The organism is Paenibacillus sp. FSL W8-0919 (assembly GCF_038003785.1).
Lineage (GTDB): Bacteria > Bacillota > Bacilli > Paenibacillales > Paenibacillaceae > Paenibacillus_AQ > Paenibacillus_AQ lactis.
The window spans coordinates 283,990-309,255 of sequence record NZ_JBBOPV010000001.1 but is presented as its reverse complement, the minus strand read 5'-3'; the positions used below and the strand labels follow the sequence as shown (position 1 = coordinate 309,255).

At 54.8% G+C, this 25,266-nt stretch carries 21 protein-coding genes; 16 read left to right on the top strand and 5 right to left on the bottom strand.

Annotated elements, in window-relative coordinates:
• Positions 1-215: 215 nt before the first annotated feature.
• The 4 genes from NST44_RS01235 (at position 216) to NST44_RS01220 (ending at position 3,482) form a co-directional block, all read left to right on the top strand.
• Complete coding sequence (locus NST44_RS01235; protein WP_340897432.1) at positions 216-1,079, top strand: inositol monophosphatase family protein; 864 nt, start codon at positions 216-218, stop codon at positions 1,077-1,079.
• Positions 1,080-1,285: 206 nt separating this feature from the next.
• Positions 1,286-1,579: a hypothetical protein gene (locus tag NST44_RS01230; protein WP_007133042.1), complete on the top strand. Its 294-nt coding sequence runs from the start codon at positions 1,286-1,288 to the stop codon at positions 1,577-1,579.
• Between the two features lie 224 nt (positions 1,580-1,803).
• Positions 1,804-2,136, top strand: a complete 333-nt coding sequence (locus NST44_RS01225) for a hypothetical protein (protein ID WP_007133041.1) — start codon at positions 1,804-1,806, stop codon at positions 2,134-2,136.
• 86 nt (positions 2,137-2,222) lie between these two features.
• Positions 2,223-3,482 carry a stalk domain-containing protein gene (locus NST44_RS01220; RefSeq protein WP_251535917.1) on the top strand — a complete coding sequence of 420 codons (1,260 nt, stop codon included), beginning with the start codon at positions 2,223-2,225 and terminating at the stop codon, positions 3,480-3,482.
• 141 nt (positions 3,483-3,623) lie between these two features.
• Here the strand turns inward: NST44_RS01220 and NST44_RS01215 are convergent, their stop codons facing one another.
• From NST44_RS01215 to NST44_RS01195, 5 genes are all read right to left on the bottom strand, one after another.
• Entirely contained in the window at positions 3,624-4,481 is an 858-nt protein-coding gene (locus NST44_RS01215; protein WP_244152808.1) for a DUF4367 domain-containing protein, read from the bottom strand.
• Between the two features lie 76 nt (positions 4,482-4,557).
• Entirely contained in the window at positions 4,558-5,157 is a 600-nt protein-coding gene (locus NST44_RS01210; RefSeq protein WP_007133038.1) for an RNA polymerase sigma factor, read from the bottom strand.
• 329 nt (positions 5,158-5,486) lie between these two features.
• The gene (locus tag NST44_RS01205; protein ID WP_007133037.1) at positions 5,487-6,359 is read right to left on the bottom strand and encodes an aminoglycoside 6-adenylyltransferase; all 873 of its coding nucleotides are present in this window, start codon (positions 6,357-6,359) and stop codon (positions 5,487-5,489) included.
• 184 nt (positions 6,360-6,543) lie between these two features.
• Positions 6,544-7,860 carry a glutamate-1-semialdehyde 2,1-aminomutase gene (locus NST44_RS01200; RefSeq protein WP_007133036.1) on the bottom strand — a complete coding sequence of 439 codons (1,317 nt, stop codon included), beginning with the start codon at positions 7,858-7,860 and terminating at the stop codon, positions 6,544-6,546.
• Between the two features lie 86 nt (positions 7,861-7,946).
• Positions 7,947-9,023, bottom strand: coding sequence for an LCP family protein (locus NST44_RS01195; RefSeq protein WP_144867580.1), 1,077 nt, complete (start codon positions 9,021-9,023; stop codon positions 7,947-7,949).
• Between the two features lie 141 nt (positions 9,024-9,164).
• Between NST44_RS01195 and bcp the strand changes: the two genes are divergently transcribed.
• From bcp to NST44_RS01135, 12 genes are all read left to right on the top strand, one after another.
• Positions 9,165-9,635, top strand: a complete 471-nt coding sequence (gene bcp, locus NST44_RS01190) for a thioredoxin-dependent thiol peroxidase (RefSeq protein ID WP_144867578.1) — start codon at positions 9,165-9,167, stop codon at positions 9,633-9,635.
• Positions 9,636-9,818: 183 nt separating this feature from the next.
• The gene (locus tag NST44_RS01185) at positions 9,819-11,171 is read left to right on the top strand and encodes a polysaccharide deacetylase (protein WP_340897426.1); all 1,353 of its coding nucleotides are present in this window, start codon (positions 9,819-9,821) and stop codon (positions 11,169-11,171) included.
• A gap of 271 nt (positions 11,172-11,442) precedes the next feature.
• Positions 11,443-11,901: a DUF1641 domain-containing protein gene (locus NST44_RS01180; RefSeq protein WP_007133032.1), complete on the top strand. Its 459-nt coding sequence runs from the start codon at positions 11,443-11,445 to the stop codon at positions 11,899-11,901.
• A 33-nt stretch (positions 11,902-11,934) separates the two neighbouring features.
• Positions 11,935-13,113, top strand: a complete 1,179-nt coding sequence (locus tag NST44_RS01175; RefSeq protein ID WP_007133031.1) for an NAD(P)/FAD-dependent oxidoreductase — start codon at positions 11,935-11,937, stop codon at positions 13,111-13,113.
• A 491-nt stretch (positions 13,114-13,604) separates the two neighbouring features.
• Positions 13,605-15,380: a cache domain-containing sensor histidine kinase gene (locus tag NST44_RS01170; RefSeq protein WP_007133029.1), complete on the top strand. Its 1,776-nt coding sequence runs from the start codon at positions 13,605-13,607 to the stop codon at positions 15,378-15,380.
• A complete protein-coding gene (locus tag NST44_RS01165; RefSeq protein ID WP_340897423.1) occupies positions 15,358-16,914 on the top strand; it encodes a response regulator in 1,557 nt (518 codons plus the stop codon). The genes NST44_RS01170 and NST44_RS01165 overlap by 23 nt, the downstream gene beginning before the upstream one ends.
• 154 nt (positions 16,915-17,068) lie before the next feature.
• Positions 17,069-18,388: an ABC transporter substrate-binding protein gene (locus NST44_RS01160; RefSeq protein WP_340897422.1), complete on the top strand. Its 1,320-nt coding sequence runs from the start codon at positions 17,069-17,071 to the stop codon at positions 18,386-18,388.
• Between the two features lie 29 nt (positions 18,389-18,417).
• On the top strand, positions 18,418-19,371 hold the full coding sequence (locus tag NST44_RS01155) for a carbohydrate ABC transporter permease (RefSeq protein WP_007133026.1): 954 nt from the start codon (positions 18,418-18,420) through the stop codon (positions 19,369-19,371).
• 29 nt (positions 19,372-19,400) lie between these two features.
• The gene (locus NST44_RS01150) at positions 19,401-20,234 is read left to right on the top strand and encodes a carbohydrate ABC transporter permease (RefSeq protein ID WP_007133025.1); all 834 of its coding nucleotides are present in this window, start codon (positions 19,401-19,403) and stop codon (positions 20,232-20,234) included.
• Between the two features lie 323 nt (positions 20,235-20,557).
• Positions 20,558-21,565: an AAA family ATPase gene (locus NST44_RS01145; RefSeq protein WP_085978431.1), complete on the top strand. Its 1,008-nt coding sequence runs from the start codon at positions 20,558-20,560 to the stop codon at positions 21,563-21,565.
• A complete protein-coding gene (locus tag NST44_RS01140) occupies positions 21,562-22,869 on the top strand; it encodes a DUF58 domain-containing protein (protein ID WP_340897419.1) in 1,308 nt (435 codons plus the stop codon). The genes NST44_RS01145 and NST44_RS01140 overlap by 4 nt, the downstream gene beginning before the upstream one ends.
• Positions 22,844-25,216: a transglutaminase-like domain-containing protein gene (locus NST44_RS01135; protein ID WP_340897417.1), complete on the top strand. Its 2,373-nt coding sequence runs from the start codon at positions 22,844-22,846 to the stop codon at positions 25,214-25,216. Before NST44_RS01140 ends, NST44_RS01135 begins: the two co-directional genes overlap by 26 nt.
• Positions 25,217-25,266 lie beyond the last annotated feature (50 nt).

Here is a 25,266-nt window from a genome sequence, read left to right as displayed (position 1 = left end):
AAGGTACGGTGAAAGTGGAAGATAGAGGATGATTCCCATGACATACACGCAGAAAAGTTCGTTCTCGCCAAGCATTCACTGCTCCGCAAGGAACGGACTTTTGTTGAAATAGGCGAAATTTTGAGAAACGCTGCCCGCTCCTGTTTCGTAATACCGGAATAGGATAAAGGGATGTTAACAATCAATAGATTGATATAGAAAGTAGAGTGAGCGCTTTGAACGAGAATGACAAGACTCCTTATGTAGTCAGCAGTAAGAGTTACACTGCCGTTGCGATTAATTGTGCCGCGAAGGCGGGGGAGTGGATTAAGAGCAGACTCGGATCCGTGAAACAGCTCAGCACCAAAACATCGCCTCAAGATATTGTCACGGAAGTGGACAAAGGGGCCGAGCAGATGATCCGGAAGCTGATTCTCACTCACTTCCCGGACCACGTGATTCTAGGAGAGGAAGGGGTTGAGCCTGGGGCCGAAGCTGCCGCACGGGCGCTGAAGGCGGCCCAGGAAGAGGAGTATCTCTGGATTATCGACCCGGTTGACGGGACGACGAATTACGTCCATGGTTTCCCGTTCTATTCCGTCTCCATCGCGCTAGCCCATCGCGGGGAAGTGATCGTCGGGGTGATTTACGATCCTTCGCGGGACGAATTGTTTGTGGCCGAGAAGGGAAAAGGGGCCTATGTGCACGGCAATCCTACGTATGTATCCAAGGAGAGCCAGCTGTCGGAGAGCTTGCTTGCGACCGGATTCCCGATTGACAGCAAGGTTAATCTGCCGCTGAACATGGCCGAGCTTCACGCCCTCTTGCCGAAGGTGCGCAATGTAAGAGCCGGGGGCTCCGCCGCCCTTCATCTGGCGTATGTTGCCGCCGGACGCTTAAGCGGATACTGGGAGCACGGGCTGAGCGCCTGGGATATCGCCGCAGGGGCCCTGCTGGTTCAGGAATCCGGCGGAGCGGTGACGGACACCGATGGCCGTCCGTTCGATCTGTCCGTACGGAATATAGCGGCGACCAACGGCTTGATCCACCAAGGCTTGCTGGATACGCTGAAGGAAGCGGGCGAGGGCTCCGTTCGTTAAGACTGACTTGGCCTAAGCAATATGCAGAAGGTCAGATGGAAATCACGAAAGGCCGGATAAGATACCGGCGGTTGAGGGTAATGTAAGATAGAAGGTATCAAGGATGAAGGTGGCAGCGTCTACAACAGCTTGAGTAAAGTGCGAGTTCAAAAAGTCGGTTTTTCAGGCGAATTTTTGAACAACCTCTTAAAGGAGTTATGCGTGAGATGAATGAGAAATCAGATCAGGATTTGGAACGCCGGCTTAGCGAGATGTTGACTGAAGGCGAGATGGAGAGGAAGGATCGGGAGCAGGAGGAGCGCCGTCAGGTCTCTCCGAAATACGAGATCCGGATTCAGACCCAGCTCGACCCCATCGTTGAAGAAACACTGAAATACCGTAGCATCGCGAAGGAAATCGATGGCCGTTACGACAAATACATGGAGCAGGCAGGCAAAAGCAACGAGCCGAAGGCCGAGCTGGAGAAGGGCCGCAAGGAGCAAGGGGATGCGTCCTCTTGATGAATGGAGTCAGGCTCTGCCCGGTTAGAGGCCGTGAATACGGCAAGCAACTGCATAAGCATTACAGGAATGGACAGCGCGATTAAGGAGGCTGTCCATTTTCTTTTTTTTGTATACCGTTCTTAGTAGCGGAACTTCGGAGGGCATAAAGCACACGCGTTTTCTGCAGGAGCAAAAAAGCAGATATGTATTCAAGGACAGGATTATAGTGAGGAGGCATGAAGATGAGAGGGCTGCGGACGTTTCATATTGCGGGTGCCGTATCGGGCATCGGCTCCATGCTGTTGTGGTGCATCCTTATATTTTTCAATCCGTATACGGATACGGTAAATGCAGATGCGGCACGGAACACCTTTCTCATGCTCTTTCTACCTGGTGTGATCGCACTGATCTCGCTGTTCGGACCGTGGAAACCGTTAATGCTGATTGCCTTCTTATGGTCGGTGCTGCCGAGTCTGTACTTGGCTGGAACTCCGGGCATCTTCGCGTTGTTCGGCGTAACGTCCGCAGGTTATTTAATTGCTTACCTGCTCATGAAAAGAAATGGGAAGGGATAGTTCTGCAAGGGAGGGCTTTGTACCCAATCAGGGACGCAGGTGGTAAAATAAGGAGGGTATCGAATAAATCTAGGGAGAGTGAAGGCATGTTCAAACAATGGAAGAAGAGGCTGGCAGCGGTAACAGGATTTCTGATGCTGGCCGTAACGCTGCTTGGCCCGGGTGCAGCCACGGTGTTTGCCGATGGGGGCAGCGTAAAGGAGGATACTACATACCGAATTGTAGCGCTGGGAGACTCGCTCACGGTCGGTTATGAGCCGGGAGTGGATTTGAACAAGCTGTATGGTTTCGTCGAACGTTTATATGAACAAGGGCTTTTCTACGGAAGAACCGAAGTGACGAATCTAGGGATAGCCGGATTGAAGACGGACGGACTGGACCATTACCTCCAGGCCATCGTTGATGGACGTTCTCTAACAGCCGAGGAGCTGCAGCCTGGGCTGGCGGACCCGCGCGCGAAGCAGATCGGAGCGGACGCACCCAAAGCGAAAGCCGCAATCGCCGAAGCGGATCTGATTACCATTACCATCGGCGGCAATGATATGATGAGCCTGGTCGGCACGATCGATAAGCTGAGTGAGGAGCAGCTCGCAGCCAAGCTGCAGGAGCTGTTTGCACAGTACACCGAGAACGTCACCGCCGTCATCGGTAATCTGCGGCTGCTGAATCCGGATGCGACCATCGTCATCGCGGACCAGTATAATCCGATCCCTAAACTGGCGGGCGAGGCTGCTTATGCGAAGCTGCTGGAAGCGGCCGGCCATTTCACCAAGCTCGTGGATGACATCGCTGCGAGCTTCGCGAACCAAGGCGCGGATATCAAGGTAGCGCATGTAGCGGAAGCCTTCGTGGGATCTGAGATTACGATGACGCATATCCTTAAGGATGATATCCATCCGAACCAATACGGTTACGAGACGATGGCAACCGTATTTGCGGAGACGATCTGGGGCAGCTATAAGCAGCCGCCGGTGCAGGAGCAGGGTCAGCCGATGCGAATCGTCGTCAAGGGACAGGAGCTCAATACGCCGTACAAACCGATTCTTCGCGACAATATGAACTACGTGGCGATTCAAGATATCGTTAATGCGGTGGGGGCAACGACGAAATGGGAGAATAAAACCTCAAGCGCCACCATCACATATGGAGATAAAACGGTTGTAGTCACGATCGGTAAGAAGTTTGTGAAAGTAAACGGCACGAACGTTCCGATCGATACGCCCGCGTTTCTGCATAAGGTAGGCAAGGAAGACAAGACCTATGTTCCGCTTGCCGTCATTGCATCGGGTCTTGGCTTCGATGTTCAGTACAGCGCCAAACAGCGTACCGCATTCATTAATTTATAAATGCATCCGCCCTAAGATAAGGTTGATCATAGCTGCGGAACCAAAGAGAGACGCCGATTTGGCGCCTCTCTTTTCCTTTTTCATATTCTCCGTTTAATTGTCTATGATTTTAAAGCGTCAAGTGATATATGAGCCGGCTGCTCACTTGGAAGCCGCCTTCGGAATGATCGTTTCGGCGATACGGATCAGTTCCTCGGCTGGGACATCTCCCTCCATGGAGCTGAGCGTATACAAGTAGTGGTGTCCGGTACTTGGATCCTCATAAGCCCAGTCCAGCTGCGTCGTGCTTCCATCGTTCCATGTTTTTTGCAGGACGTCCTGCCCGTTGATCTCGATCTTCCGGTTGATCATGTCCATATTCTCGTCCCAGTAAGAGGTCACGCTGCCGTGGTCTCCGTTATTCAGAATCGTCAGGGCGATCTCCTTGCTGCCGCTGGTGTAATAAACCGTCGACAGCCAGAAATTGTCCGTAAACTGTATCGGCATCAGGGCGTAATCCTTGCCCGAAGACTTGGCTTTCGTAAGCAGTTTCTTCGCGATGTCGGCCTTTTCCTGCTCGGTCAGCGGCTTTGCGTCAGTCTCGCGCTCCATGTGCACGCTGGCATTATTGAACATATATTTGTCCGAGGCGGAAGCGGAGATCTCCTTGGCCAGCGGTACGCCGGGCACGTTCACCATGCTTGTCAGCTTATCGAAATCCTTGACGGCATGCGGAGTGGATTTGATATCGATGACGTGGTTCGGATTATTCGGCACAATATAAATGGCGGCGGCTTCGCCCGGCTTGATTTGCTCATCCCAGACGGTATTCATAAGATGGATGCGATCCAGTTCCTCTTTGGAATAATCCTTAAGCGGAGGAGACACTGCGCTCGATTTCTCCTCATAGACGACTTCTCCCTTGCCGTTGGTTAAAGAATGGTACTTGACAGCTGCGAAGCCGGTCGATGCGGTAAGCAGCATGCCGGCGATCAAGAGAATGCTTACTTTGTTTTTCACGAACAATCGCTCCTTTTGAATATGTTCTTCCCGAATTTGGCGCATAACGCGTTTCTGGAGGGCGGCTCCGGGCGGCTCAACCCTTTGAAAGAGTGGTTTCAGGTCTTTGTCGCTGTCCATGCTCATTCGTTTCCTCCCCCTCTGCCATGGCGTAATGTTTGCGGAACTTGGCGGCGGCCCGCTCGAACTTTTTCCTGAGATAGGTCGTGCTTTGTTGCAAAATAAGGCTGATCTCGTGATAGCTCTTGTCCTCGACGCAGCGCAGGATGAGCAGGCTTCGTTCCTCGGCGGTCAGCCTGGCCAGCGCCCGGAGCACGGACGGATTGTAGTACTTGTGCTCGATGACCTGATCGACATGCCGGTTATCCTGGTCTTTCTGGTATAGAAAGGGGAGGTACCGATACAGCTTGCGTTTCCGCAGCAAGTCGATGCATTGGTTGCAGGCGATGCGGTAAAGCCAGGCCTCGAAGGGCTTGTCCGTTTCATATTTGGACAAGTGGCGGTACGCCTTCAAGAAAACCTCCTGGGTGCAATCCTCGGCTTCGGCATAATCGCCAAGCATGTGGTAGCAGTAATTGAAGATGGCTTTGTTGCAGCGGTTCATGATCAGCTCGTATTGGTCGATCTCTCCCTTCAAAACATCAGCAACGATCTGATGGAATGCTGGTTCATCCAAGTGGTTTCACCCCTTTACAATCTGTATTACGTATCAGCATGGTGCTAATGTGACAAACAGGCTCTCTCAGAACTTCCCGAGTTTTCATTTGCAGGAGAACGGCTTGGATCAATATGAGGCCCCGGCAGATGGAGCGAAGGTCTGAAGTGAGGCTAGGGGGAAAACAGGGAGCGTACAAAATAAAAGAGAGACGCCGCGAATGGCGTCTCTCTTTGCTGCTTCCCATAGCCTTGGGAGCGGGGTTAAACGGGTCCCCGGTCTGCCCTGGCCGAGAGCGGCTGCCTTATCCTATTACCCGAATTACGGGCATAGCAGCTTCCCGCATGATTTTAATAGATTTCCTTCGCATCCCGCGGCAGCTGGCGGACATGGTGCAGGAAGCCGGTAACGCGCCCGTCCTGTCCCATGTCATACGTGTAGCCCAGCTGCTCGCCGACGTACAGCGCCGTCTTCCGGAAAAGTGCTCCGGCGGCGAAGAGGGCATCCCAGACCTCGTCATAGGTTCCCCCGGCGTAGGTATCCATCAGCTCGTTCCAGCTGTCCTCGGGCAAGTATCGCTTCAGATACTTGGCATTCTTGCCAACGCTAAGCGAGAAGCCGGTCAGAACCCCGGCCTGCCATTCCAGCATTTTGATCAGCATCGGCCGAACAATATTGTTCAGGTGATCCTGGGCATACAGAATTTCCTCTCTCCACAAGCCCTTGGCTACATAAGTGGTGACCCACCAGAATTCGTTGCTGCAGTCCGCAAAGAATTCGGCGGACGGACGTTTGACGCGATAGTCCTCATCCGACGGCTCCGGTATTTCGGGAAACGTCCCGTCTTTGTCCATAAGCACCTTGATCAGCTTGTCATGCTGGCTGTAGGATTCCTTTTCCTCGATGGGAATCAGGGTCATGTCAATCCGGTTCCCGTCCGTAAACAGCATCAGATAGGAGAACCAGTTCCCCAGATCAGGAGGGAACATCGCCATATCTTCGGGCGTTTGCAAAATGATGCGTTCCCCGAAGACGTCAATCCAGCCCGGGTCTTGAATGAAGCTGTCCATGTCGGTGACGTGGAAGCTGATATCATAGTCCTGAAATACATCCTTCGGCACATTAGGGTTCGTTCTTGAGCCTTCCAGGGTCACGGCGCGAACACGTTCATCGCGCTTAGCCACACCCAGAATCAAATCCATCATTTCTTGCTCGCTTCTCATCGTTGTTCCCGCCTTTCGTTTTCATTGGAATGGGTCAATCTTATGAACCGTTAAGGCAGGAGGTCCGCGGATGCGAACCGTGGAAGCGGGATATGGACACGCAGCATGTTATAACTTGTTCAGCAGCTTCTTCATATTCCGGTTCCCCTTTCCAGGATTTACCCTACATGAAATATCAATGCCATTAACCTTTCATGGCTTGAAATGAAGCCTCTGCGGCTTCCAATGTTGCATCGATGTCCGCTTCCGTATGGGCAGTCGTCATAAACCAGGCCTCGTATTTAGAAGGGGCCAGATTAATGCCGCGGTCCAGCATATGGCGGAAGAAGGAAGCGAAGGCCTCGCCGTCCGTATCCTGGGCTTCATCATAGTTGGTCACCGGATGATCGCAGAAATGAGTGGAGAAGGAGCCGCGAATCCGGTTGATCGTGAGCGGAATGCCATGGCGGTCCGCCGAGCTCTTCAGCCCTTCGGTCAGCTTGATCGTCAGACGCTCCATTTCCTCATACACGCCTTCGCCTTGCAGCACCTCCAAACAGGCGATCCCTGCGGCGATCGACGCCGGATTGCCAGCCATCGTTCCTGCTTGATATGCAGGTCCGAGCGGGGCAACCTGCTCCATAACGTGCTTCCGGCCGCCGTAAGCGCCGATCGGAAGACCGCCGCCAATGATTTTGCCGAGCGCGGTCAGATCCGGCTGAATGGCTTCGTGATTCGCCAGACCTGCGTATGTCTGGGAAGAGCCGTAGTGGAAGCGGAAGGCGCTGATGACCTCGTCATAGATGACGAGCGAGCCGTTATCATGGGCCAACCGGCACAGTCCTTCCAGGAAGCCTGGCTTTGGCATTACCATGCCGAAATTGCCGACAATCGGTTCGACCATCACCGCGGCCACGTCATCACCCCATTGCTCCAAGGCGTCACGCAGGCTGTCAAGATCGTTAAACGGAACCGTAATGACCTCGTGGGCAATGCTTGTCGGAATTCCGGCGCTGTCCGGAATGCCGAGCGTGGAAGGTCCTGATCCTGCGGCGACAAGCACGAGGTCGGAGTGGCCGTGGTAGCAGCCGGCGAACTTGATGATTTTATTGCGCTTCGTATATGCGCGTGCAACGCGGATCGTCGTCATGACGGCCTCAGTGCCGGAATTGACGAAGCGCACCTTGTCCAAGGAAGGGATGGCATCCTTCAGCATTTTGGCAAGCTTGATTTCAAGCTCGGTCGGCGTCCCGTACAGCGTGCCGTTCTGGGCTGCCGCCGTAATGGCGGCCGTAATGTGCGGATGGGCATGGCCGGTAATAATCGGTCCATAGGCCGCCAAGTAATCGATGTAGCGATTGCCGTCTTCATCCCAGAAATAGGCGCCGCTTGCGCGTTTCATGAAGACGGGGGCGCCGCCGCCGACCGCTTTGAATGAGCGGGAGGGGCTGTTGACGCCGCCGACGATATGCTGAAGAGCTTCCTGGTATAAGGCTTCGGAACGGGTTCTGGATGTGTTCATCGTGTAAAAACTTCCTTTCTTCATGAAGCAGGACAGGCCGCCAAGATTCCAAGCTGCCTGTCCTGCATGCTGTATAGTGTGCTAAGTTAGTTGCGGTCTGTCTCTGTGGATGTAGACGTGGACGTCGATGCAGAAGGATTGCTTTCTTTGCCGGCAGGATCGCTCTCCTTGCCTTCGCTTTGGCCTTCCTCGGTCTCCGGGTCAGGATCCGGCGGGCTCATGATATCCTGAATGTACTGCTTTAAGGTGTCCGGATTGCCGACCGTCAAGACGGCTGCACCGCCGATCGTTTCTTCCTTCAGCAGCTTCATCGGAGGGACCTGCTCGCTGCCGCTCATGCTGCTCTTGTATGCGACGGTGGCCAGCTTCCACATGTCTTCGACCTCGAGATTCGTGTCGATGTAAGGGCTGACGGATTTCAAAATATCCGGCAGCTTCATAATGGACGTGGTCGTCTGCATTTTCTTCGCGACCGCCTTAATCAGCTCGCGCTGCCGCTCGGTACGGGTAAAGTCGCCCATAGCGTCGTAACGGAAACGGACGTATTGGAGCGCGGCGTTGCCGTCCAGATGCTGCATGCCTTCCTTCAGATTGATGTCATATTCATTCTTGTCCGCTTTGCTGGAATAATTCATATCCTTCTCAACGTAAAAATCAACGCCGCCGACGGAATCCACCAGCTTGATAAATCCTTGGAAGTCGGTGTAGACATAGTATTGGATCGGGATGCCGAGCAGATCGCCGACCGCCTTCATCGCGGTATTGGGACCATGGGTGATCGCCGTGTTGATCCGGTTCCGGTCATGTCCGGGTATGTCCGTGTACGTATCGCGCAGAATAGAGAACAGGTACATTTTTTTCTTAACCGGGTCGATGGAGGCTACCATCATGCTGTCCGAGCGGGGGATTTCCCCTTCCTCGAAGCCGCGGGCATCGACGCCCATCAGCAGGATATTCACCGGCTCGGTGCCTTCCCATTCCGGAGGCGCAGGGACTTTGGCATCCACCTTCTCAATTTCATGGAACGGAGAGGATTCACCGCTTTTGTTCAAGCTTTGCAGGCCGTCATAGAATGAAACTGCATAATAAGTGCCGTAGGCGATGACAGCCGCAAGTACGATACATATGCTCCATATAATCGTCTTCTTTGTTTTCTTGGTCATTGTGTTCTTCCTTTCGGATGGCGCTGGTGAATAAAATCGATAGAACATTTGAACATTCGACATTCACTCTATTATAATTTTTTTCGAAAAGACAATCAATTTTACGGGTCTAAGGTCCCGTTCAGCAGGAGGAGCTTAATCGTGAAACCATCACATGTTGAAGTAGGGAGCCCGGTCCCTGATTTTACCCTCCCGGCTTCAAGCGGAGAGAATGTATCCTTGAGCGACTTTCGCGGACGCAAGGTCGTGCTGTTTTTTTATCCGAAAAATATGACGCCCACGTGCACTGAGGAGGCCTGCAGCTTCCGCGATCACTACGGCGCACTGAAGGAAGCGGGGGCGGTCGTCATCGGCATCAGTCCCGATCCGCTGAAATCCCATGCCAAATTTATCGATAAGCATAGCCTGCCCTATTTGCTTCTTGCTGATGAAGAGCATAAGGTAAGCGAGCTGTTCGGGGTGTGGCAGTTGAAGAAGATGTTTGGCCGCGAGTACATGGGGATCGTGCGCTCCACCTTCCTGATCGACGAGAAGGGGAGGCTCGCCCGCGAATGGCGCAAGGTCAAGGTGAAGGGCCATGTGGAAGCGGTCCTCGAAGCTGTGCTGTCATAAGCTATATGAAGATTTGCCCCTCCGCATGCCTGGACAGGCTTGCCGCGAGGGGCTATTTTTGTTCACCCGTCCTTCTCTCGCAATTCTCGCTAAAATATATATCGGCTGATAGTCTTTTTTCGAAAATACCTCCATATAATCTAGCAGAAAGCCGAACTCATAGAAATGATGGAGGTAGAAATCATGAATATTGTAGCGAGAGTTGCATCCATTGCCTTGTTTTTTGGTGTGTTGGCGTTACTGATAACGGTCTGGGCCGGATTTCCCGGGGGAGAAACGAAGCCGGACGATATGAAGGTATATATGGAGCAGGCGCTGCTGGTTCCGGCATCCGCCACGGGGGTTCAGACGAAGGCGCTGTTAGGCCAAAGCGGTGAAACGCAAATCAAGCAAGCGGTTTACACAGCGGCAGCAGGCAAGCAAGCCGCATCCGCTGCAGCAGCGCAAGCGCAGATCCCGAAAGCTGACCCGAAAGCTGACCCGAAAGCTGAGAAGAAGGTCTATCTTACCTTTGACGACGGTCCTTCGGATTTGACGCTGGAGGTGCTGGACATATTGCATAAGGAAGGCATTAAGGGAACGTTCTTTGTGCTTGGGGAGCAGGCTGAAGCCCGTCCGGAAATTATCAACCGCATATATGAGGAAGGACACACGATCGGCAATCATACATATGATCATCGTTATGACAAGCTTTACGGTCATTTTCAAGATTTCTGGGCGCAGATCAAGAAGACGGAGGAGCTGATCCGCTTGATTACAGGCGAACGTCCGCAGCTCGTCAGGGCGCCGGGCGGGACAGCCGGACACTTTGACCAGTCGTACTTCGACCTGATGGAGCAGGGGGGATATCGCGTATTCGATTGGAATGTCGACAGCGGGGATTCGAAACGCCGGGGGGTTCCGGCCAAGGATATCGTAAAAGGCGCAACGGCAAAGGTCAGCGGCAGCGAGGCGATCGTGCTGCTGCATGACAGCAAGGGCCATGAGGAGAGCGTGAAGGCACTGCCGGAGATCATCGGTTATTACAAAAAGCAGGGCTATGCGTTCGATGTGCTTACGCCGGAGATGCAGCCGGTCCAGTTCAAGGCGCAGCAAGGCGCGGTTAAGGCCTCGCAGCCTTCCCGGCAATGGATCAAGGATCATGTTCTGGCCAATGCCAAACTATTCGAAACGGGCCGAACGCTTGCGGTCGAGTTTGGGGCCATGGAGACTGCATTCGAGCCGGGCGAGTATAAAATGGAGGACGGGCGCTTGATGGTTCCTCTGCGCGCCTTGTCCGAGCGGCTCGGGGGGACGGTCTCCTGGAAGGCTCACAGCAAGACCGTCAGCGTGGCCCTCGGAGGGAAACGCTGGGAAGCGGACCCGCTGAGACGCTCGATAAGTCCGGCTGAAACTTGGGGGAGGCCGCTGCCCTCCGATGTGCGCCTGATCGGCGGCACGGCCTGGATTCCGCTCCGTGACGCCCTTGCTGCATCCGGGCACCCTGTTACAAGAGTGACATATGAAGATGGCGAGATTCGAGTCATAACTTTGTAGTCGGAATTTGTATTTTATGTTTGTAATTATGCTGCACAAGTTATAGACTAGTACTTAGAGATAATAATCACAATCCCTGAGAACGTTATTCGTAAAGGAGGGGGGAGCCATCCCCCTGCCTTTATTTTGGCGCGAGTGAGTCACCTTGAAGTTCACACTTTATGTCAGTGATGCATAATAGATACCGGTTATCCCGAAATTAAAGCTAACCGGTTCGATCGTCGCCAAGTTCATCTTGGGAGTTCACTTAAAGAAAAGGAGGCAATTCTCTATGACAGAAACATCTAACCCGCAACCGTCCGAAACGCCGGATAACGTTGCAGGAAACCAGGCCAGCCGTCCTGATGTGCTGCTCGAACAATTGCTAAAGCCTGAGGTACAGGAATCGCTGACTACGCTCGTGGATAACCTGCCTAAGCTTACGGAAATGCTCACATTCTTCACGAAGGCTTATGATTTCGGCAAGTCCGTAGCTACTGATCCGGTGCTGGCGGAAGACACCATGGCTTCTCTCGCTGGATTCACGAAGCCTGTTACCGACAAGGCAAAAGCAATTGCGTCTGCCGCAATCGAAGCCGGCGACCGTATTCATGCCCAGGGTGATCATGCGCAAATCGGCGTATTCGGTCTGATGAAAATGCTGAAGGATCCTCAAGTTCAAAAGGGTCTTCGCTATGCTCAGGCTTTTCTTGACGTTCTGAACGAGCGCGACCAACAGAACAAGCGTTAATTCCATATATCTTAAGAAGAACGGAGGATGGTCATGTCTAAACATATTTTAATTTTGGGCGGGGGCTACGGCGGCTTGCTGAGCGCACTTTCTGCGCGCGAGCATTTTGGCGTCAACGACGCTAAAATTACGCTGGTCAACCGTTTCCCAACTCACCAGATCATTACAGAACTGCATCGATTGGCAGCAGGCAACATCGCAGAAAAAGCAGTGGCCCTGCCGCTGGATAAATTGCTTCGCAACGCCAACGTGGATCTTCGCATTGGCAACGTCAAGGAGATCAAGCCGGATGAGCGCTCGGTATCCTTGGATGACGGCGGAAACTTTACTTATGATATTCTCGTTATCGCACTGGGCAGTGAAACTGCATTCTTCGGCATTCCGGGACTTCAAGAAAACAGCTTCATTCTGAAGTCGGTGAACGATGCGAATCGTCTGCGTGCCCATGTGGAATCCCGCATCGCGGAATATGCTAAAACGAAGAACAAGGCCGATGCAACGATCGTTGTCGGCGGCGGCGGCTTGACCGGCGTCGAGCTTGTCGGCGAGTATGCGGATATGCGCAGCGAGCTTGCACGCAAGCACGGGCTCGATCCACAGGAAATTACGCTCTACTGCGTAGAAGCGGCTCCTTCCATTCTGCCAGGCTTCCCTGCAGAGCTGGTTGACCGTGCTACAACAAGCCTGCAGAAGCGCGGCGTGAACTTCCTCACCGGCTTGCCGATCACGAAGATGGACGGTACAACCGTTGAGCTGAAAGACGGCAGCACCATCGAAACAAGCACGCTGGTATGGACCGGCGGCGTACAGGGTAACTCCGTTGTAGCGAACTGCGGTATCGAAGTGAACCGCGGTCGTGCGGTCGTTAACGAGTACCTGCAATCCGCTTCCCATCCTGACGTGTATGTCGCTGGCGACAGCGCGGTTGTTATGGGACCGGAAGGCCGTCCATACCCGCCGACAGCACAGCTGGCATGGCAGATGGGCGAGCTGATCGGCTACAACATCTTCGCGAATCTGAACGGCGGCGCACAAGCTTCCTTCGAGCCGGTATTCTCCGGTACGCTGGGCAGCTTGGGACGCAAGGATGCCATCGGAACGATCGGCGCGAACAAAACGCAATTGAAAGGTTTGCCTGCGACGCTGATGAAGGAAGCGAGCAACATGCGTTACCTCTCTCACATCAATGGATTGTTTACGCTGGCATACTAAGCCGAAGGCTTGCATGAATATGAATTTAAATCAAGAGATGGGCCCTGATATTGGGGTCCGTCTCTTTTTTGCGTTTGCGGTGAGGGAAGGCAAAAAACATAAGAAGATGGACATAGGGACAATCTTTGTCAAACATATTACGATGAATACACTCCGGACGGACCTTACTTGAAGTTGAGGTTTCGCGGGGGGCCAGAAGGAGACTGGAGCGGGAAGAGGATGGGCGGAAAGGAAAGGGGAGCAGAGCAGCCAGAAGCGAACGCGCGGAAGGAAAGGTAGCAAGGGAAGGGGAGCAGTAGCAGCCGGAAGCTAACGGACGCGGAAGGAAAGGTTGGAAGGGAAGTAAGGAAAGGAGGGGCCGGAGGGAACCGACACAAGGTACAGATATGCCTGGAAGCTTGTCGACATATGTACAAGAATACAAAAGCCTCTTATTTGAAAGCGCTGTCAAAAAATTCATGTTCTGATCTGGTAGAGGAGGGAGTTTGCATATGCGGGGATACCGCCGTCTTCATTCGATCGTAACGCAGCTGTTTTTATTCTTTTTCATTGGTACGACATTGCCGGTTCTAATGATGGGCTTCCTATCCTTCCACAAGTCGGCATCCATCGTGGAGGAGCAGGTGGGCAAGGTGGCATCGCTGACGATTACGCAGGTCAGCGACAAGCTGAATATGTTCTTCAAGAAGCTGGACGATTCCTCGATGATGGTGCTGAACAGCAAAGTCGTCCACGGCATTTTGGAGGATCCGGATCTCAGTCAATATGACCTGAATCTCAAGGTTAAAGAGGGCAAGGATCTGCTGACCTCCATTATGATCAACTCGCCGGAAATCATCGACGTGTACGTCTTTGATATCAAGCGGAACAATTCCGTCCTCAGCGCGGACTCACTGATGTCTATTCCGAGTCAATGGGAATCGGCGTGGTTTCAGTCGATTTTGGAGGCTCGCGGGCAAACGGTGTGGTTCGGTCTGTCCGACACCTCCTATCTGAAGCAGACAAGCATGGGGTTTCCGGTATTTGGGCTTGGAAGGGCGATCCGCAGCTGGGATACGGGGGAGATCGTCGGCGTCATGTTCTTCGAAATTATGGGGGATGTGCTTATTGACGAGCTGAACCACGTCCAGTTCGGGGATACGGGTTACATGTATGTCGCCAACGACGAGAACCGCTTCTTCTATCATCCAGATCCGGCCATGTACGGGAAGCGCTCCCCTGTGGAGCTGCCGACAGGGCCGACGGAATACGAGTGGAACGACAAGAAAACGCTCATGATCCCTTCCCGGCTGAATAACGGCTGGCATGTCGTAGGAATGGTTCCGCTTAAGGAGCTGACGGCCGATTCGGCCAGCATCCGCAGCTTTACCGTATGGATCGTGCTCGGCTCGATGCTGGCGGCCATCGGGATCGGATACTACATGACGCGGAAAATCGGCAATCCGCTCGTTCATTTAAGCCGGCTGATGCGCCGCAGCGAAGCCGGGGACTTGAGCGTCCGGTGCCGCAATGTCGGTCCAAGCGAGATCGGGCAGCTCGGCAGAAGCTTCAACAAGATGATCGAGCAGATTGACCTGTTGATCCAGCGGATTGCCGCAGAGGAATCGGAGAAGAAGAAAGCTGAAATCCGGGCTCTTCGCTATCAGATCAATCCGCATTTTCTATATAACACGCTGAACTCCATCCGGTGGATGGCCAAGCTGAACCGCACCAATGATGTCGACAAGGCCGTAGCGGCGCTCGTGCATCTTCTTGAAGGCAGCCTGGGGCGCAGCGGGGTATTTATACGCCTTGGCGATGAGCTGGAGCTTCTTCGCCAATATATGATCATCCAGAAATACCGCTACGACCATCCGATTGAGCTGGTCGTCGACTGTCCGGCTGGCATGGATGACGTGCAAATTCCCCGCATGCTGCTTCAGCCGATTGTGGAAAATGCGATTTTCCACGGGATTGCGCCCCTGGACGACAAGGGGGTCATCCGGGTTGTCATCCGGCGGCAGCAGGAGGATGCCATGATCCACATCGAGGACAACGGCATCGGAATCGAGCCGGAGAAGCTTGCCGGGCTGCTGGATTATGAGCGCAACCGCTCCAAGCAGGGAATGACCCACATCGGACTGTCGCATGTCCATCAAACCGTGAGGCTGTATTACGGCAGTCGTTACGGCTTGAACGTCGAGCGGAAGGAAGAGGGAGGCACGCGGGTGACCATCTTGATTCCGGCGAACGGAGGGGATATTCATGTACAAAGTGCTGCTCGTTGATGACGAAGCGATTGCCCGCACAGGGCTCCGGACCACTTTTGACTGGGAGGGATACGGCTATCGGTTGGTCGGGGAGGCATCGAACGGTCAAAAGGCTTTGAAGTGGATCGAGGCGGGAGAGGTCGACATTCTGATTACGGACATCGCGATGCCGGTCATGGACGGGCTTGAGCTTACCCGCCGGACAAGGCAGCTATGCCCATGGGTGAAAGTGCTGCTGCTCAGCTGCCACAGCGATTTTGAATACGTCCGGGAAGGCATTCGGCTCGGCGCGGCCGATTACATTCTGAAGCCGACGCTCGATTCAGCATCGCTGAAGGATGTGCTGGAGCGGATGCGGCAGAAGCTGGAGGAAGAGAAGCGCCTTGAGCGTATCGTAACCGAGCATGAGCGGCAGCAGCGGGAACAGCGGAAACGGGCCGATGAGAAGACGCTGTATATGGCATTGCACGGCGAAGCTGCCGCCATGGAGAACTTGGCCGGGTTCCGGAGTGACGGCCAATTCGTCGTGGCAGTCTGCCGACTGGACGGAGGGCCGAGATCGGACGGCTTCGGAGCAGCCCCGTTGGACGGAGAAGAAGAAATGGAACGATTCAAGAGCTGCTTATATGAGCAGCTGCCGGATGCGCTTGCGGTCCGAACGGGACCGGATTTACTTGCGGCCTGGGTGCCCGTTGACGGCATGGAGCGTTCAGAGGATCCTCGCTGCGATCATCTCCTCCGTCCGCTTGCCGCCTTCGCCACCATCGGGCTCAGCCGCCGGTATGCCGGGCCCCAGCGGCTCGCCGAGGCCTACGTAGAGGCGAGTGCAAGCCTGGAAGCCTCTTTCTTTTACCGGGAGGGGCGCATCTTTCACGCGGAGGATATTGGTGCCTTGGGCGACCGTGGCGGACCGGAGCAGGCAAAGCCCGAGCTGCAGGCCTTGAGGGCTGCGCTGGCCGTCGGAAACCTGCCGAGGTGCGAAGTGCTTCTGCAGTCGGTAATGGAGCGATGGATGCCGTCCCGAATGGGGAAGCAGGAGGTGCTCGTTGAAGCGGAGGAGCTTCTTGGCATGCTGTCCACGTACAGCCTGTCCGCCCTGCCGATTGTATCCCCGGCGTTTGAGTTAACCCGGCTTCGGTCTGTCGAAGAGGTGCGGAGCGTCATGCTGGACGCGTTTCAGGCGGTTCGGGACGAGCCGAATCGCGGTCCGTTTCCGGAAGCCACGCTGCACGAGCGGATCGTCCTTCAGGCCATTTCCTATATTAACGCCCATTACACGGAGCCGATCTCCCTTCAGGAGGTCGCCGATGAAGTCGCAGTAAGCCGGAATTACTTCAGCGAGCTGTTCAAGCGGGTGACGGGGAGCAATTTTATCGACTACGTGATCGATCTTCGGGTAAAGCGTGCCAAAGAGCTGCTGGCTGCAACCTCGCTCAGGGTGTATGAGGTGGCGGAGCTTTCAGGATTTAACGATGTGAAGTATTTCAGCAAGCTGTTCAAGAAGCTGGTCGGGATGACGCCGGCCGAGTATCAGGGATTGAACCGCAAATGACAAGGCGGCAGCAGGTTTCTTGCAGGATCGGAAAAGAAGCCACTTATTCGGAACATAATCCGTTCCAAAGCTTTTTGCCAAAATTTTATAATTAAAGCGTTTACAAGAGTCTTTTCAGGTTAGTCCAAATCGGTCGGAAACGGAGGAAATGAAAATGACAAGAACGCGTAAAAGAGGGGCATTGCTTGCTGTCATTCTAATGCTGTCCATGCTGCTTCAAGCATGCGGTGGCGGTGAATCGGATGGGGGCGGCTCGGCAAGCGGCGAGAAGGTCAAGATCAAATGGGCGACATGGGGCAACCCCGGGGAGCTCACCCGATTTCAGGAGATGACGAAGGACTTCAACAAGCGGCATCCGGAGATCGAAGTGGAGTTTATTCCGATTCCCGGCGAGTATGACCAGAAGATTTTGACGCAGCTGACAGGCGGAACGGCTCCGGATATTTTCTATGCCGGCGACGGCCTGATCGTTAAGCTGATCGAAAACCAGAGCATCGAGAACCTGACCCCGCATATGGAGGCTCCGGACAGCCTTATCAAGAAAGAGGACTACTTCGAAGGACTATGGGGGGCGGCGGTCCGGGACGGACAGACGTACGGGGTTCCGGTGGATTGCAACCCGATGGTGCTTTGGTACAACAAGAAAGTACTCAAAGAAGCGGGAATTACCGAGATGCCGGCGGAGCTGCAGGCAAGCGGGCAATGGACCTGGGACAAGTTCAAGGAGATGACCGATAAGATCCGGGCGAGCAATAAGTACGGCTACGTGCTGGATAACTCCTGGAACAGCTACCACAGCTGGGTTACCTCCAACGGCGGCCGGGTGTATGACGAGAACGGAAATTTCGTCGCGGCCGACGATCCGAAGGCGAAGGAAGCGTTCCAGTTCCTGTATGACAACGTAAAGTCGAAGAATATCACGTTCTCCGGCACGCTGCCGAAAGGACAGGGCGGGGATGCCATGTTCATGTCCAATCAAGTAGGCTTCGTGGGTGCCGGGCGCTGGTATCTCCCATTGTTCAAGAAAAATGAGAGCCTTGAATACGACGTCGTTACCTGGCCGACCAATACGGGCAACAAAATCGAGCCGGCCGGCATTCCTACGGCATACCTGGTGATGAATAAAGCCTCGAAGAATAAAGAGGCCGCGTATACGTTCTTCTCCGAATATTTGAATAAAGACGGCCAGCGTTTCCGCCTGCAGGGCGGCGGCAATGCGGTTCCGTCCGTCGCAGGCACCGATGAAGTCGTGCTCGAGGGCAATCTGCCGGAGCATGCCCAGCTGTTCCTCGACGCGCGCGAGGTCGGTTATGCGCTGACGCCGTTCGAGGCCGGCATCCCTGGGCTGAGCCAGGATATTACTTCGAAGTTCGAAGCGTTATGGCTGAAGAATCAGGAGCTTGATAGCTCGCTTAAGGATATACAGACTATGGCCAACCAGAAGATCCAGGATTACAAGAACAGCAAAAAATAATCCAGCTCCGAGAGGAAGGGTGAGTAGACATGAACGTGCAGCCTGCAGGAAGCCCGGGAGCCGCCCCTTCTCCGGAGCGGCTCCCGGAGAGAAGGGGCTCTTCCCTGAGCAGCAAAACATCCGAAGGATTGTGGGGCTATTTATTCATATTCCCGCAACTGCTAGGACTGGTCGCTTTTTCATTAATTCCGCTCGTCTCGGCCTTCGTGATCAGCATGATGAATTGGGACGGGATGGGGACGAAGCAGTTCGTCGGCTTTCAGAACTTCATCGGCCAGCTTCGGGACGAGGAGTTTCGCATCGCGCTCGTCAATACGGTATACTACACCATTCTGTCCGTGCCGACAGGGATCGTGCTGGCGATGCTCGTTGCCGTCGGCTTGAATCGGGTTCGCGGAAAAATCCTTTACCGGCTGATCTATTTCATGCCGAACATCACGATGTCGGTAGCGGTCGCCGTCGTATTCATGTGGCTGTTCAACGCCGACTTCGGCCTTATCAACATGTATCTGAAGCAGTGGTTCGGCATTACGGGGCCGTCATGGCTGACCGATTCGAGATACGTCATGCCTTCGATCGCCATGCTAAGCGTGTGGATGGGGCTTGGAGGCAACATGGTGCTGTTCCTGGCCGGGCTACAGGGTATCTCTAGAAGCTATTATGAAGCGGCTGAAATCGACGGGGCCGGCAAATGGCAGCAGCTCATCCACATTACGATTCCGCTGCTGTCGCCGACCACCTTTTTCGTGACCATTATGTCGATTATCGGCTCCTTCCAGGTGTTCGACCAATCCTTCGTCATGACGTCCGGCGGTCCGGCGAAAGCCAGCTATACCCTTGTCTATCACATTTATGAAACGGCCTTTGCGGACTTCACTTTCGGCAAGAGCACGGCGGCGGCGGTCATCCTGTTCTTGATGATTCTGTCCCTGACCCTGTTCCAGATGAAGATGTCTAGGCGCTGGGTTCATTACGAGGATTAATGGACGTAAGAGGAAGGAGGAGAAGCTACATGCCGTACCGAGGATTGCGGGCGTCGACCGTCCTGCTGCACACCGTCCTGATCATCGGCGCCTGCATCATGGCCTTGCCGTTCGTATGGATGGTGCTCAGCTCACTCAAGGATTTATCCCAGGTGTTCGTCGTGCCGCCAAAATGGATTCCGGACCCGTTCGTCTGGTCCAACTACAAGGACTCCCTGACGGCGCTGCCCTTCGGGAGAGCTTATCTGAACAGCTTTTATATCAACGTCATCGTGGTGGTATCGCAGCTCGTAACCTGTTCGATGGCCGCCTATGCTTTTGCCAAAATATCGTTTCCGTTCCGGGAGCCGCTGTTTATCCTGTTCCTGGCCACGATGATGGTGCCGGGGCAAGTCACGATCATCCCTCTGTACCTCATCATGAAAAATATCGGTTGGCTGGATACGCATCTGGCAATCATCGTTCCCTCCGCCCTGCTCAACGCCTTCGGCGTGTTTCTGCTCAGGCAGTTCTTCAGAGGCATACCGAAGGAGATGGAGGAGGCGGCCATCGTGGATGGTGCGAACCGGTGGACCATCTATGCGCGAATCATGCTGCCGCTTATTAAGCCAGCCTTGTCGGCGCTTGGAATCTTCACCTTTCTCGGGATGTGGAACAATTTCTTCAACCCGCTGATTTTTCTCAGCAGCACGGACAAATTTACCGTGCCGATGATGCTGAACCTGTACCGGGGCATGTATTCCACGGACTGGACGCTGATGATGGCGGGTGCTTCCATCGCGCTGATTCCGGTGTTGATCGTATATATCATCGGGCAGAAATATATCATCGAAGGCGTGACCCTGTCTGGAATTAAGGGGTAGATTACAGCAAGGGGTTCATAAAGGAAACGAACGCACGAGCCGGAGCAGGCCCGTAAGAGGAAGCGATAGCCGCTTTCTTCTTGCGGGCTTTCTTCTGTCCGCTATCCACAAAATAAAGCCGAGCTATGCTCCGATGCTGATGCACTATCGATGCTTCTCATAGCGGCAGACCGGATTTGAACCTTACGGAATTTCCTGCTAACACCGCTATTCGCCTCATTGCCGATGTCTATCTTGGAGTCATCTTGGAAAACCTATTCATAGATTCATAACTAAGGCTATCAACTATGTTTTGTTCTATGAATATGGAAGGTTGGAGGGTGATGTTCTTGCTGCGTTCATCCATGATGGAAGAGGAGCGAATGGATCCCGAGTGGGCTCCGGACCTGCTCGGTAAAGTTAGAAGCCGGATCGGCAGCGTCATTGTCGGGCATGAGGAACAGATTTCGCTCACTATGATCGCACTGCTGGCCGGTGGGCATGTGCTGCTGGAGGATGTGCCGGGCGTTGGGAAGACGATGCTGGTCAAAACGGTAGCCGCGTTGATCGGCTGCGATTTCAATCGGATTCAGTTTACGTACGATTTGATGCCGGGGGATATTACCGGTGCCTCCGTTTATTATCCCCATTCGGGAGAGTTTGTCTTTCGCCCCGGACCTCTCATGGCGAACATCGTGTTAGCCGATGAAATTAACCGGGCATCGCCCAGGGCGCAGTCTGCGCTGCTGGAAGCGATGGAGGAGGGCAGGGTCACCGTCGACGGCCGGACTTACCCGCTGCCGGCCCCATTCTTCCTGCTTGCAACCCAAAATCCCTATGAATATGAGGGGACGAGCCGGCTGCCGGAAGCCCAGCTCGACCGCTTCCTCATGAGAATGTCGCTGGGCTATCCCGATATGGAAGGTGAGATGGTGCTGCTGGATCGGAGGAGCAGCAGCGCCATGGCGGATAAATTGAAGCCATTAATGGCAGGTTCCGAGCTGATGGCGATGCAGCAGGCGGCGGCGCGGGTGTTCGTTGATGAGAGCATCAAACGCTACATGGTCAGCGTCGCTGATGCATCGCGCCGGCAGCGGGGAGTGGCGCTTGGCATCAGCCCGCGGGGCACCTTGGCCTGGTACCGGGCGTCCCAAGCATCAGCCTATATGGATGGGAGAATGTACGTCATTCCGGATGACTGCCTTCGCGTTGCCGTCCCGGTGCTTGCCCACCGGATTCATATGAATCATGAAGGACGGGCTGCGGGACTGACTCAGCAGGAGATGGTGAACGCCATCCTTGCCCAGTTCGAGCTCCCGCGCCAGCGCAGCCGGAAAGGCGGCTCGCGGTGAAGCGGGAGCTGGCGGATTGGATGAGAGCTTTGGCCATATGGCTCGTAGCGCTGGGTCTTTATGTTTGGCTGGGGGGCGAAGCTCTCCGGCTGCTGTGGCTCGCGTGCACGCTGGTTCTGATCGGAGGGGCCGCGCTCAGGCTGCTCGGACCGTCCCGGATTACCGTTAGCCGGACATGTACTCCGGCATGCATCTATAGGGGAGACTCCGCTCATGTCACAGTTCGGATTGATTATAAAACCGTGCTGCCGGTGCCTTGGATGATGGTTCAGGATACGATCGGAGGCTGCTCGCATCGGAAACTGCTGTTTCCCGGATTACGCAAAAATCTCACTTACAGCTATCAGCTTGACCGGCTTCCCCGTGGCATCTGGACGGAGGCATCCAGCGAAATTGCTTGGGGGGACCTGTTCGGATGGTTCTGGATCAGCCGTCAGCTTGCCAGTGAAATGACCGGGATCTCCGTACTTCCCCGGCCGGCGGCTGGCCCTGAGCTTCAAGCTGTCCCCCGCGGCGGGTCAGCCGATCGGGAGGATGAACGGACCTTCGCGAAGAGGCGGACGGACATTCGGGGCAGCGGCCTGCGGGATTATATTCCCGGGGATCCGATGAACCGGATTCACTGGAAAAATTCCGCCAAGCTGGGGCGTCTGCAATCGTTCCTGCCGCAGGAAGGGAGCGGCATCCGCCAATGTATCGTGTTGGATACGAAGCGCCAAGGTGTTTTTGGAAGAGAGGGAGGCACGTACGAGGAGGCCTTCGAGGATACGGTTGCTGTCGCAGCCGGGTTCCTCTGTCAGCTTCATGACCGCCGAGTACCTTACAAGCTATGGACAAGCGCGTACCAATCCCTGACGCCTGTGTCCGAATATAGAGGCGATAACGCTGCGCAAAGGCGGGATATCCTCCTTCCGCTGGCATCTGTCCGGATATCGGGCGGGGTGGAAGCGGCTGATCCTTATGAGGAATACGCGCGGATGTCGACGGATGTATTGGAGAGGGATACGGCTTGGACGATCATAACCGGGACCATGAATGAGCAAGCGGCCCTGCTTGGAATCAAACTGCTGAATAGCGGTGTTCGGGACGTTACGATATGCTGCTTGCGCAGCGGGCAGCAGCGGACAGCCATCCGCATTTCCGGGGATGGCGGGCATCCGATTCGTTCGACGGGACAGGAGCGGGCCGAGGAATTTTACCGCCTGGGAGGAAGGCTGGTTATTGCAGGCGGAATACCGGAAGCTCCGGCAGATGGATCGTTGAAGGGAGGGAATGGGAATGGATCCGGTCAGCTTGCACGATAAGGCGGAAGAACGCGTTGGGCCCGGGAGCCATCCCGCCGGGCATTTCCGTTCTTCCCTCGTTTCCAGAACGTTTCCCGGGACCCTGCTTCAGCGTGCGCTCATTACCCTGCCGGTAGCAGGACTGCTGTCGGAGTGGCTGCTCCCGCTGCAGGCCGTTAACGGGGCGGGCGGGGACCTGATTCTGCAAGCACTGGCTCTTCTTGCGGCGATTCTTCTCCTTCAAGGCCTGTCCACCTGGCGTGAATGGGTGTGGCTGCCGCTGAACGCTTTGCTGGTCATTTGGCTGTGCGCCCAATTGTTTAACTACGCCAATCCGCTGGAATGGCTGCACGAATATGCTTCGGTCATCCTTCCAGGGGATGCGGCGGGCGTCATAAACACGCGGGCGTTTACCGGGCTCAGCGAGGAGAGCAGAACGATGGTTCTCTTGATCGGCTGGGGCATCATGGTATCGGCCATTCATATGCTATCCCTTTACCGCCTGTCCGTCTGGCTGTTCGGAGGCTCGACGCTGGTCTATTTGGCCGTGCTTGCCTCCGTGTCGGAGCGAAGCTTGTATTCCGACATGGGGCTGGCTATGCTCTACCTTCTGATGGCTCAAGGGCTGATGCATATTGTGAGGCTGGGCCGGGAAGCCTCAGATGATGAAGCAAACCGGAGACGAGCTGTTCATTCTGATGGAGATGCAAACCAGAGACGAACTGTTCATTCGGGTACTTGTACAAACCTGAGGCCATCTGGTCAGTATGCGTCTCTGCCCATGCTGCGCTGGAGCATGGCCGTGATCGTGACGGCCGTACTGGCAATCGGGGCAGCCCGTCTTGGCGGATCCTTCAACGAGCCTTATGAAGGCGCAGGCTTGACGTTAACGGATCTCGCTGAGCGGATCTCGGGCATAGGGGAGCACGTCCGGGATGCGGCGGAGGATGCACTGCCTGCCGCGCGAATGATCGGATACTCACCTGTGATGGGCGATTTGGGAGGTCCGCTATCGATGAGCGATGAGGTGTTCTTCACGGCGAAGTCTCCGATTCCGACCTATTGGCGGGGCGAAGCCTATAGCTTGTACGACGGCCGGAAATGGGACCAGGATCGCGCCATCCGAACGACTGCTAAGCTGAGGGACAATTTAAGGGACAAGCTCCCCTTCTGGGAGCGGTCAGAAGGACGAACACTGGTGCAGACCCTGCAGTTTGAGGAGCCTTCCCAGGTGAAGCCGCTGCTGGCCGGAGGAATTATTTCCCGGGTATCTGATGTACAAACTGCCGGAGGGAAGCGGGAGCCGGGGCTCTCTGTGGAGCGGATGTCCGAGACCGTCTCCATGCAAGGGGAGGCTGCACTATCCCGCTATACCGTGGAATCCCTATATATCCAGCCGGATATGCAAGGTCTTCGTGCTTCAGCCGGCAAAGATCCGTCGTATATGAAAGAGCTGTATCTGCAGCTCCCTGATTCACTCCCCGGCAGGGTCCGTGATTTGGCGAAGACGGTTACGTCGGATGCTTCGAACAGGTATGAAATGGTCAAGGCTATCGAATCCTATTTGGAGCGGAACTATACGTATACGCTGCAGACGGCCATCCCCCCGGAGGGCAGCGACTTTACCGATCAGTTTCTGTTTGAGTCGAGAGAAGGGTACTGCGCGCATTTTGCAACGGCGATGACCGTCATGCTGCGAAGCGAAGGAATCCCCGCCCGTTACGTGACCGGATTTGCGCCGGGTGAACCGGTGGAGGGGAAGGAGCATACGTACCGCGTTGCCGAAAAGAACGCCCATGCCTGGGTGGAGGTATTTTTCCCCGGAACGGGCTGGGTGATGTTCGACCCTACCCCTGGATTCGGCACCGAGCCTTCCACGCCTCCAGCGACATCGGACGAGATTACGGCTTCGCATCTGCCGTGGTCCGGCTTATGGGATCGTATGCTGGATGCCGCCGCCAACGTGCTGATGCTGATCTCTACCCTTGGGCCTGTTTCTTTTGGAGCAGGGCTTTTGATCCTCGTTCCGACGGCTGCGGCAGCGATCTACTGCATTCCGTCCATTCGGGAGAGGCTTTTCTTCCTGATGCTGTCAAGCCGGATCGCGGTCTCTCCAAGGGAAGGGCTTGTCTCTGCCTCGGCTCCCGTATGGGAGAAAATCCAGCGCAGGTTCGGAGCGTTCGAGAGGGGCCAGACTGTCCGTCAATATATTTCGTCGTTATCGGTTACGGATGAGGCTTTCCGGCTTGAATTAATGCAGTTTGCCTGGCGCTGGGAGAGGGCGGCTTTTCAAAATGAACCGTGGACCCGGACGGAAAAGGTACACTTTTTACGCCAGTGTCTTCGAATTGTCAAAAAACTGGCATGAAAACGAAGGGGCCTCTTTCTTGACGGTATGAATTCGGGTTGCGTATAATT

Coding starts and splice junctions, on each gene's coding strand:
- NST44_RS01230 (WP_007133042.1), top strand. CDS start 1,286: ATGAATGAGAAATCAGATCAGGATTTGGAACGCCGGCTTAGCGAGATG.
- NST44_RS01205 (WP_007133037.1), bottom strand. CDS start 6,359: ATGAGAAGCGAGCAAGAAATGATGGATTTGATTCTGGGTGTGGCTAAG.
- NST44_RS01170 (WP_007133029.1), top strand. CDS start 13,605: ATGCGGGGATACCGCCGTCTTCATTCGATCGTAACGCAGCTGTTTTTA.
- NST44_RS01220 (WP_251535917.1), top strand. CDS start 2,223: ATGTTCAAACAATGGAAGAAGAGGCTGGCAGCGGTAACAGGATTTCTG.
- NST44_RS01200 (WP_007133036.1), bottom strand. CDS start 7,860: ATGAACACATCCAGAACCCGTTCCGAAGCCTTATACCAGGAAGCTCTT.
- NST44_RS01135 (WP_340897417.1), top strand. CDS start 22,844: ATGGATCCGGTCAGCTTGCACGATAAGGCGGAAGAACGCGTTGGGCCC.
- NST44_RS01165 (WP_340897423.1), top strand. CDS start 15,358: ATGTACAAAGTGCTGCTCGTTGATGACGAAGCGATTGCCCGCACAGGG.
- NST44_RS01225 (WP_007133041.1), top strand. CDS start 1,804: ATGAGAGGGCTGCGGACGTTTCATATTGCGGGTGCCGTATCGGGCATC.
- NST44_RS01185 (WP_340897426.1), top strand. CDS start 9,819: ATGAATATTGTAGCGAGAGTTGCATCCATTGCCTTGTTTTTTGGTGTG.
- NST44_RS01145 (WP_085978431.1), top strand. CDS start 20,558: ATGTTCTTGCTGCGTTCATCCATGATGGAAGAGGAGCGAATGGATCCC.
- NST44_RS01180 (WP_007133032.1), top strand. CDS start 11,443: ATGACAGAAACATCTAACCCGCAACCGTCCGAAACGCCGGATAACGTT.
- NST44_RS01175 (WP_007133031.1), top strand. CDS start 11,935: ATGTCTAAACATATTTTAATTTTGGGCGGGGGCTACGGCGGCTTGCTG.
- NST44_RS01195 (WP_144867580.1), bottom strand. CDS start 9,023: ATGACCAAGAAAACAAAGAAGACGATTATATGGAGCATATGTATCGTA.
- NST44_RS01155 (WP_007133026.1), top strand. CDS start 18,418: ATGAACGTGCAGCCTGCAGGAAGCCCGGGAGCCGCCCCTTCTCCGGAG.
- NST44_RS01150 (WP_007133025.1), top strand. CDS start 19,401: ATGCCGTACCGAGGATTGCGGGCGTCGACCGTCCTGCTGCACACCGTC.
- NST44_RS01160 (WP_340897422.1), top strand. CDS start 17,069: ATGACAAGAACGCGTAAAAGAGGGGCATTGCTTGCTGTCATTCTAATG.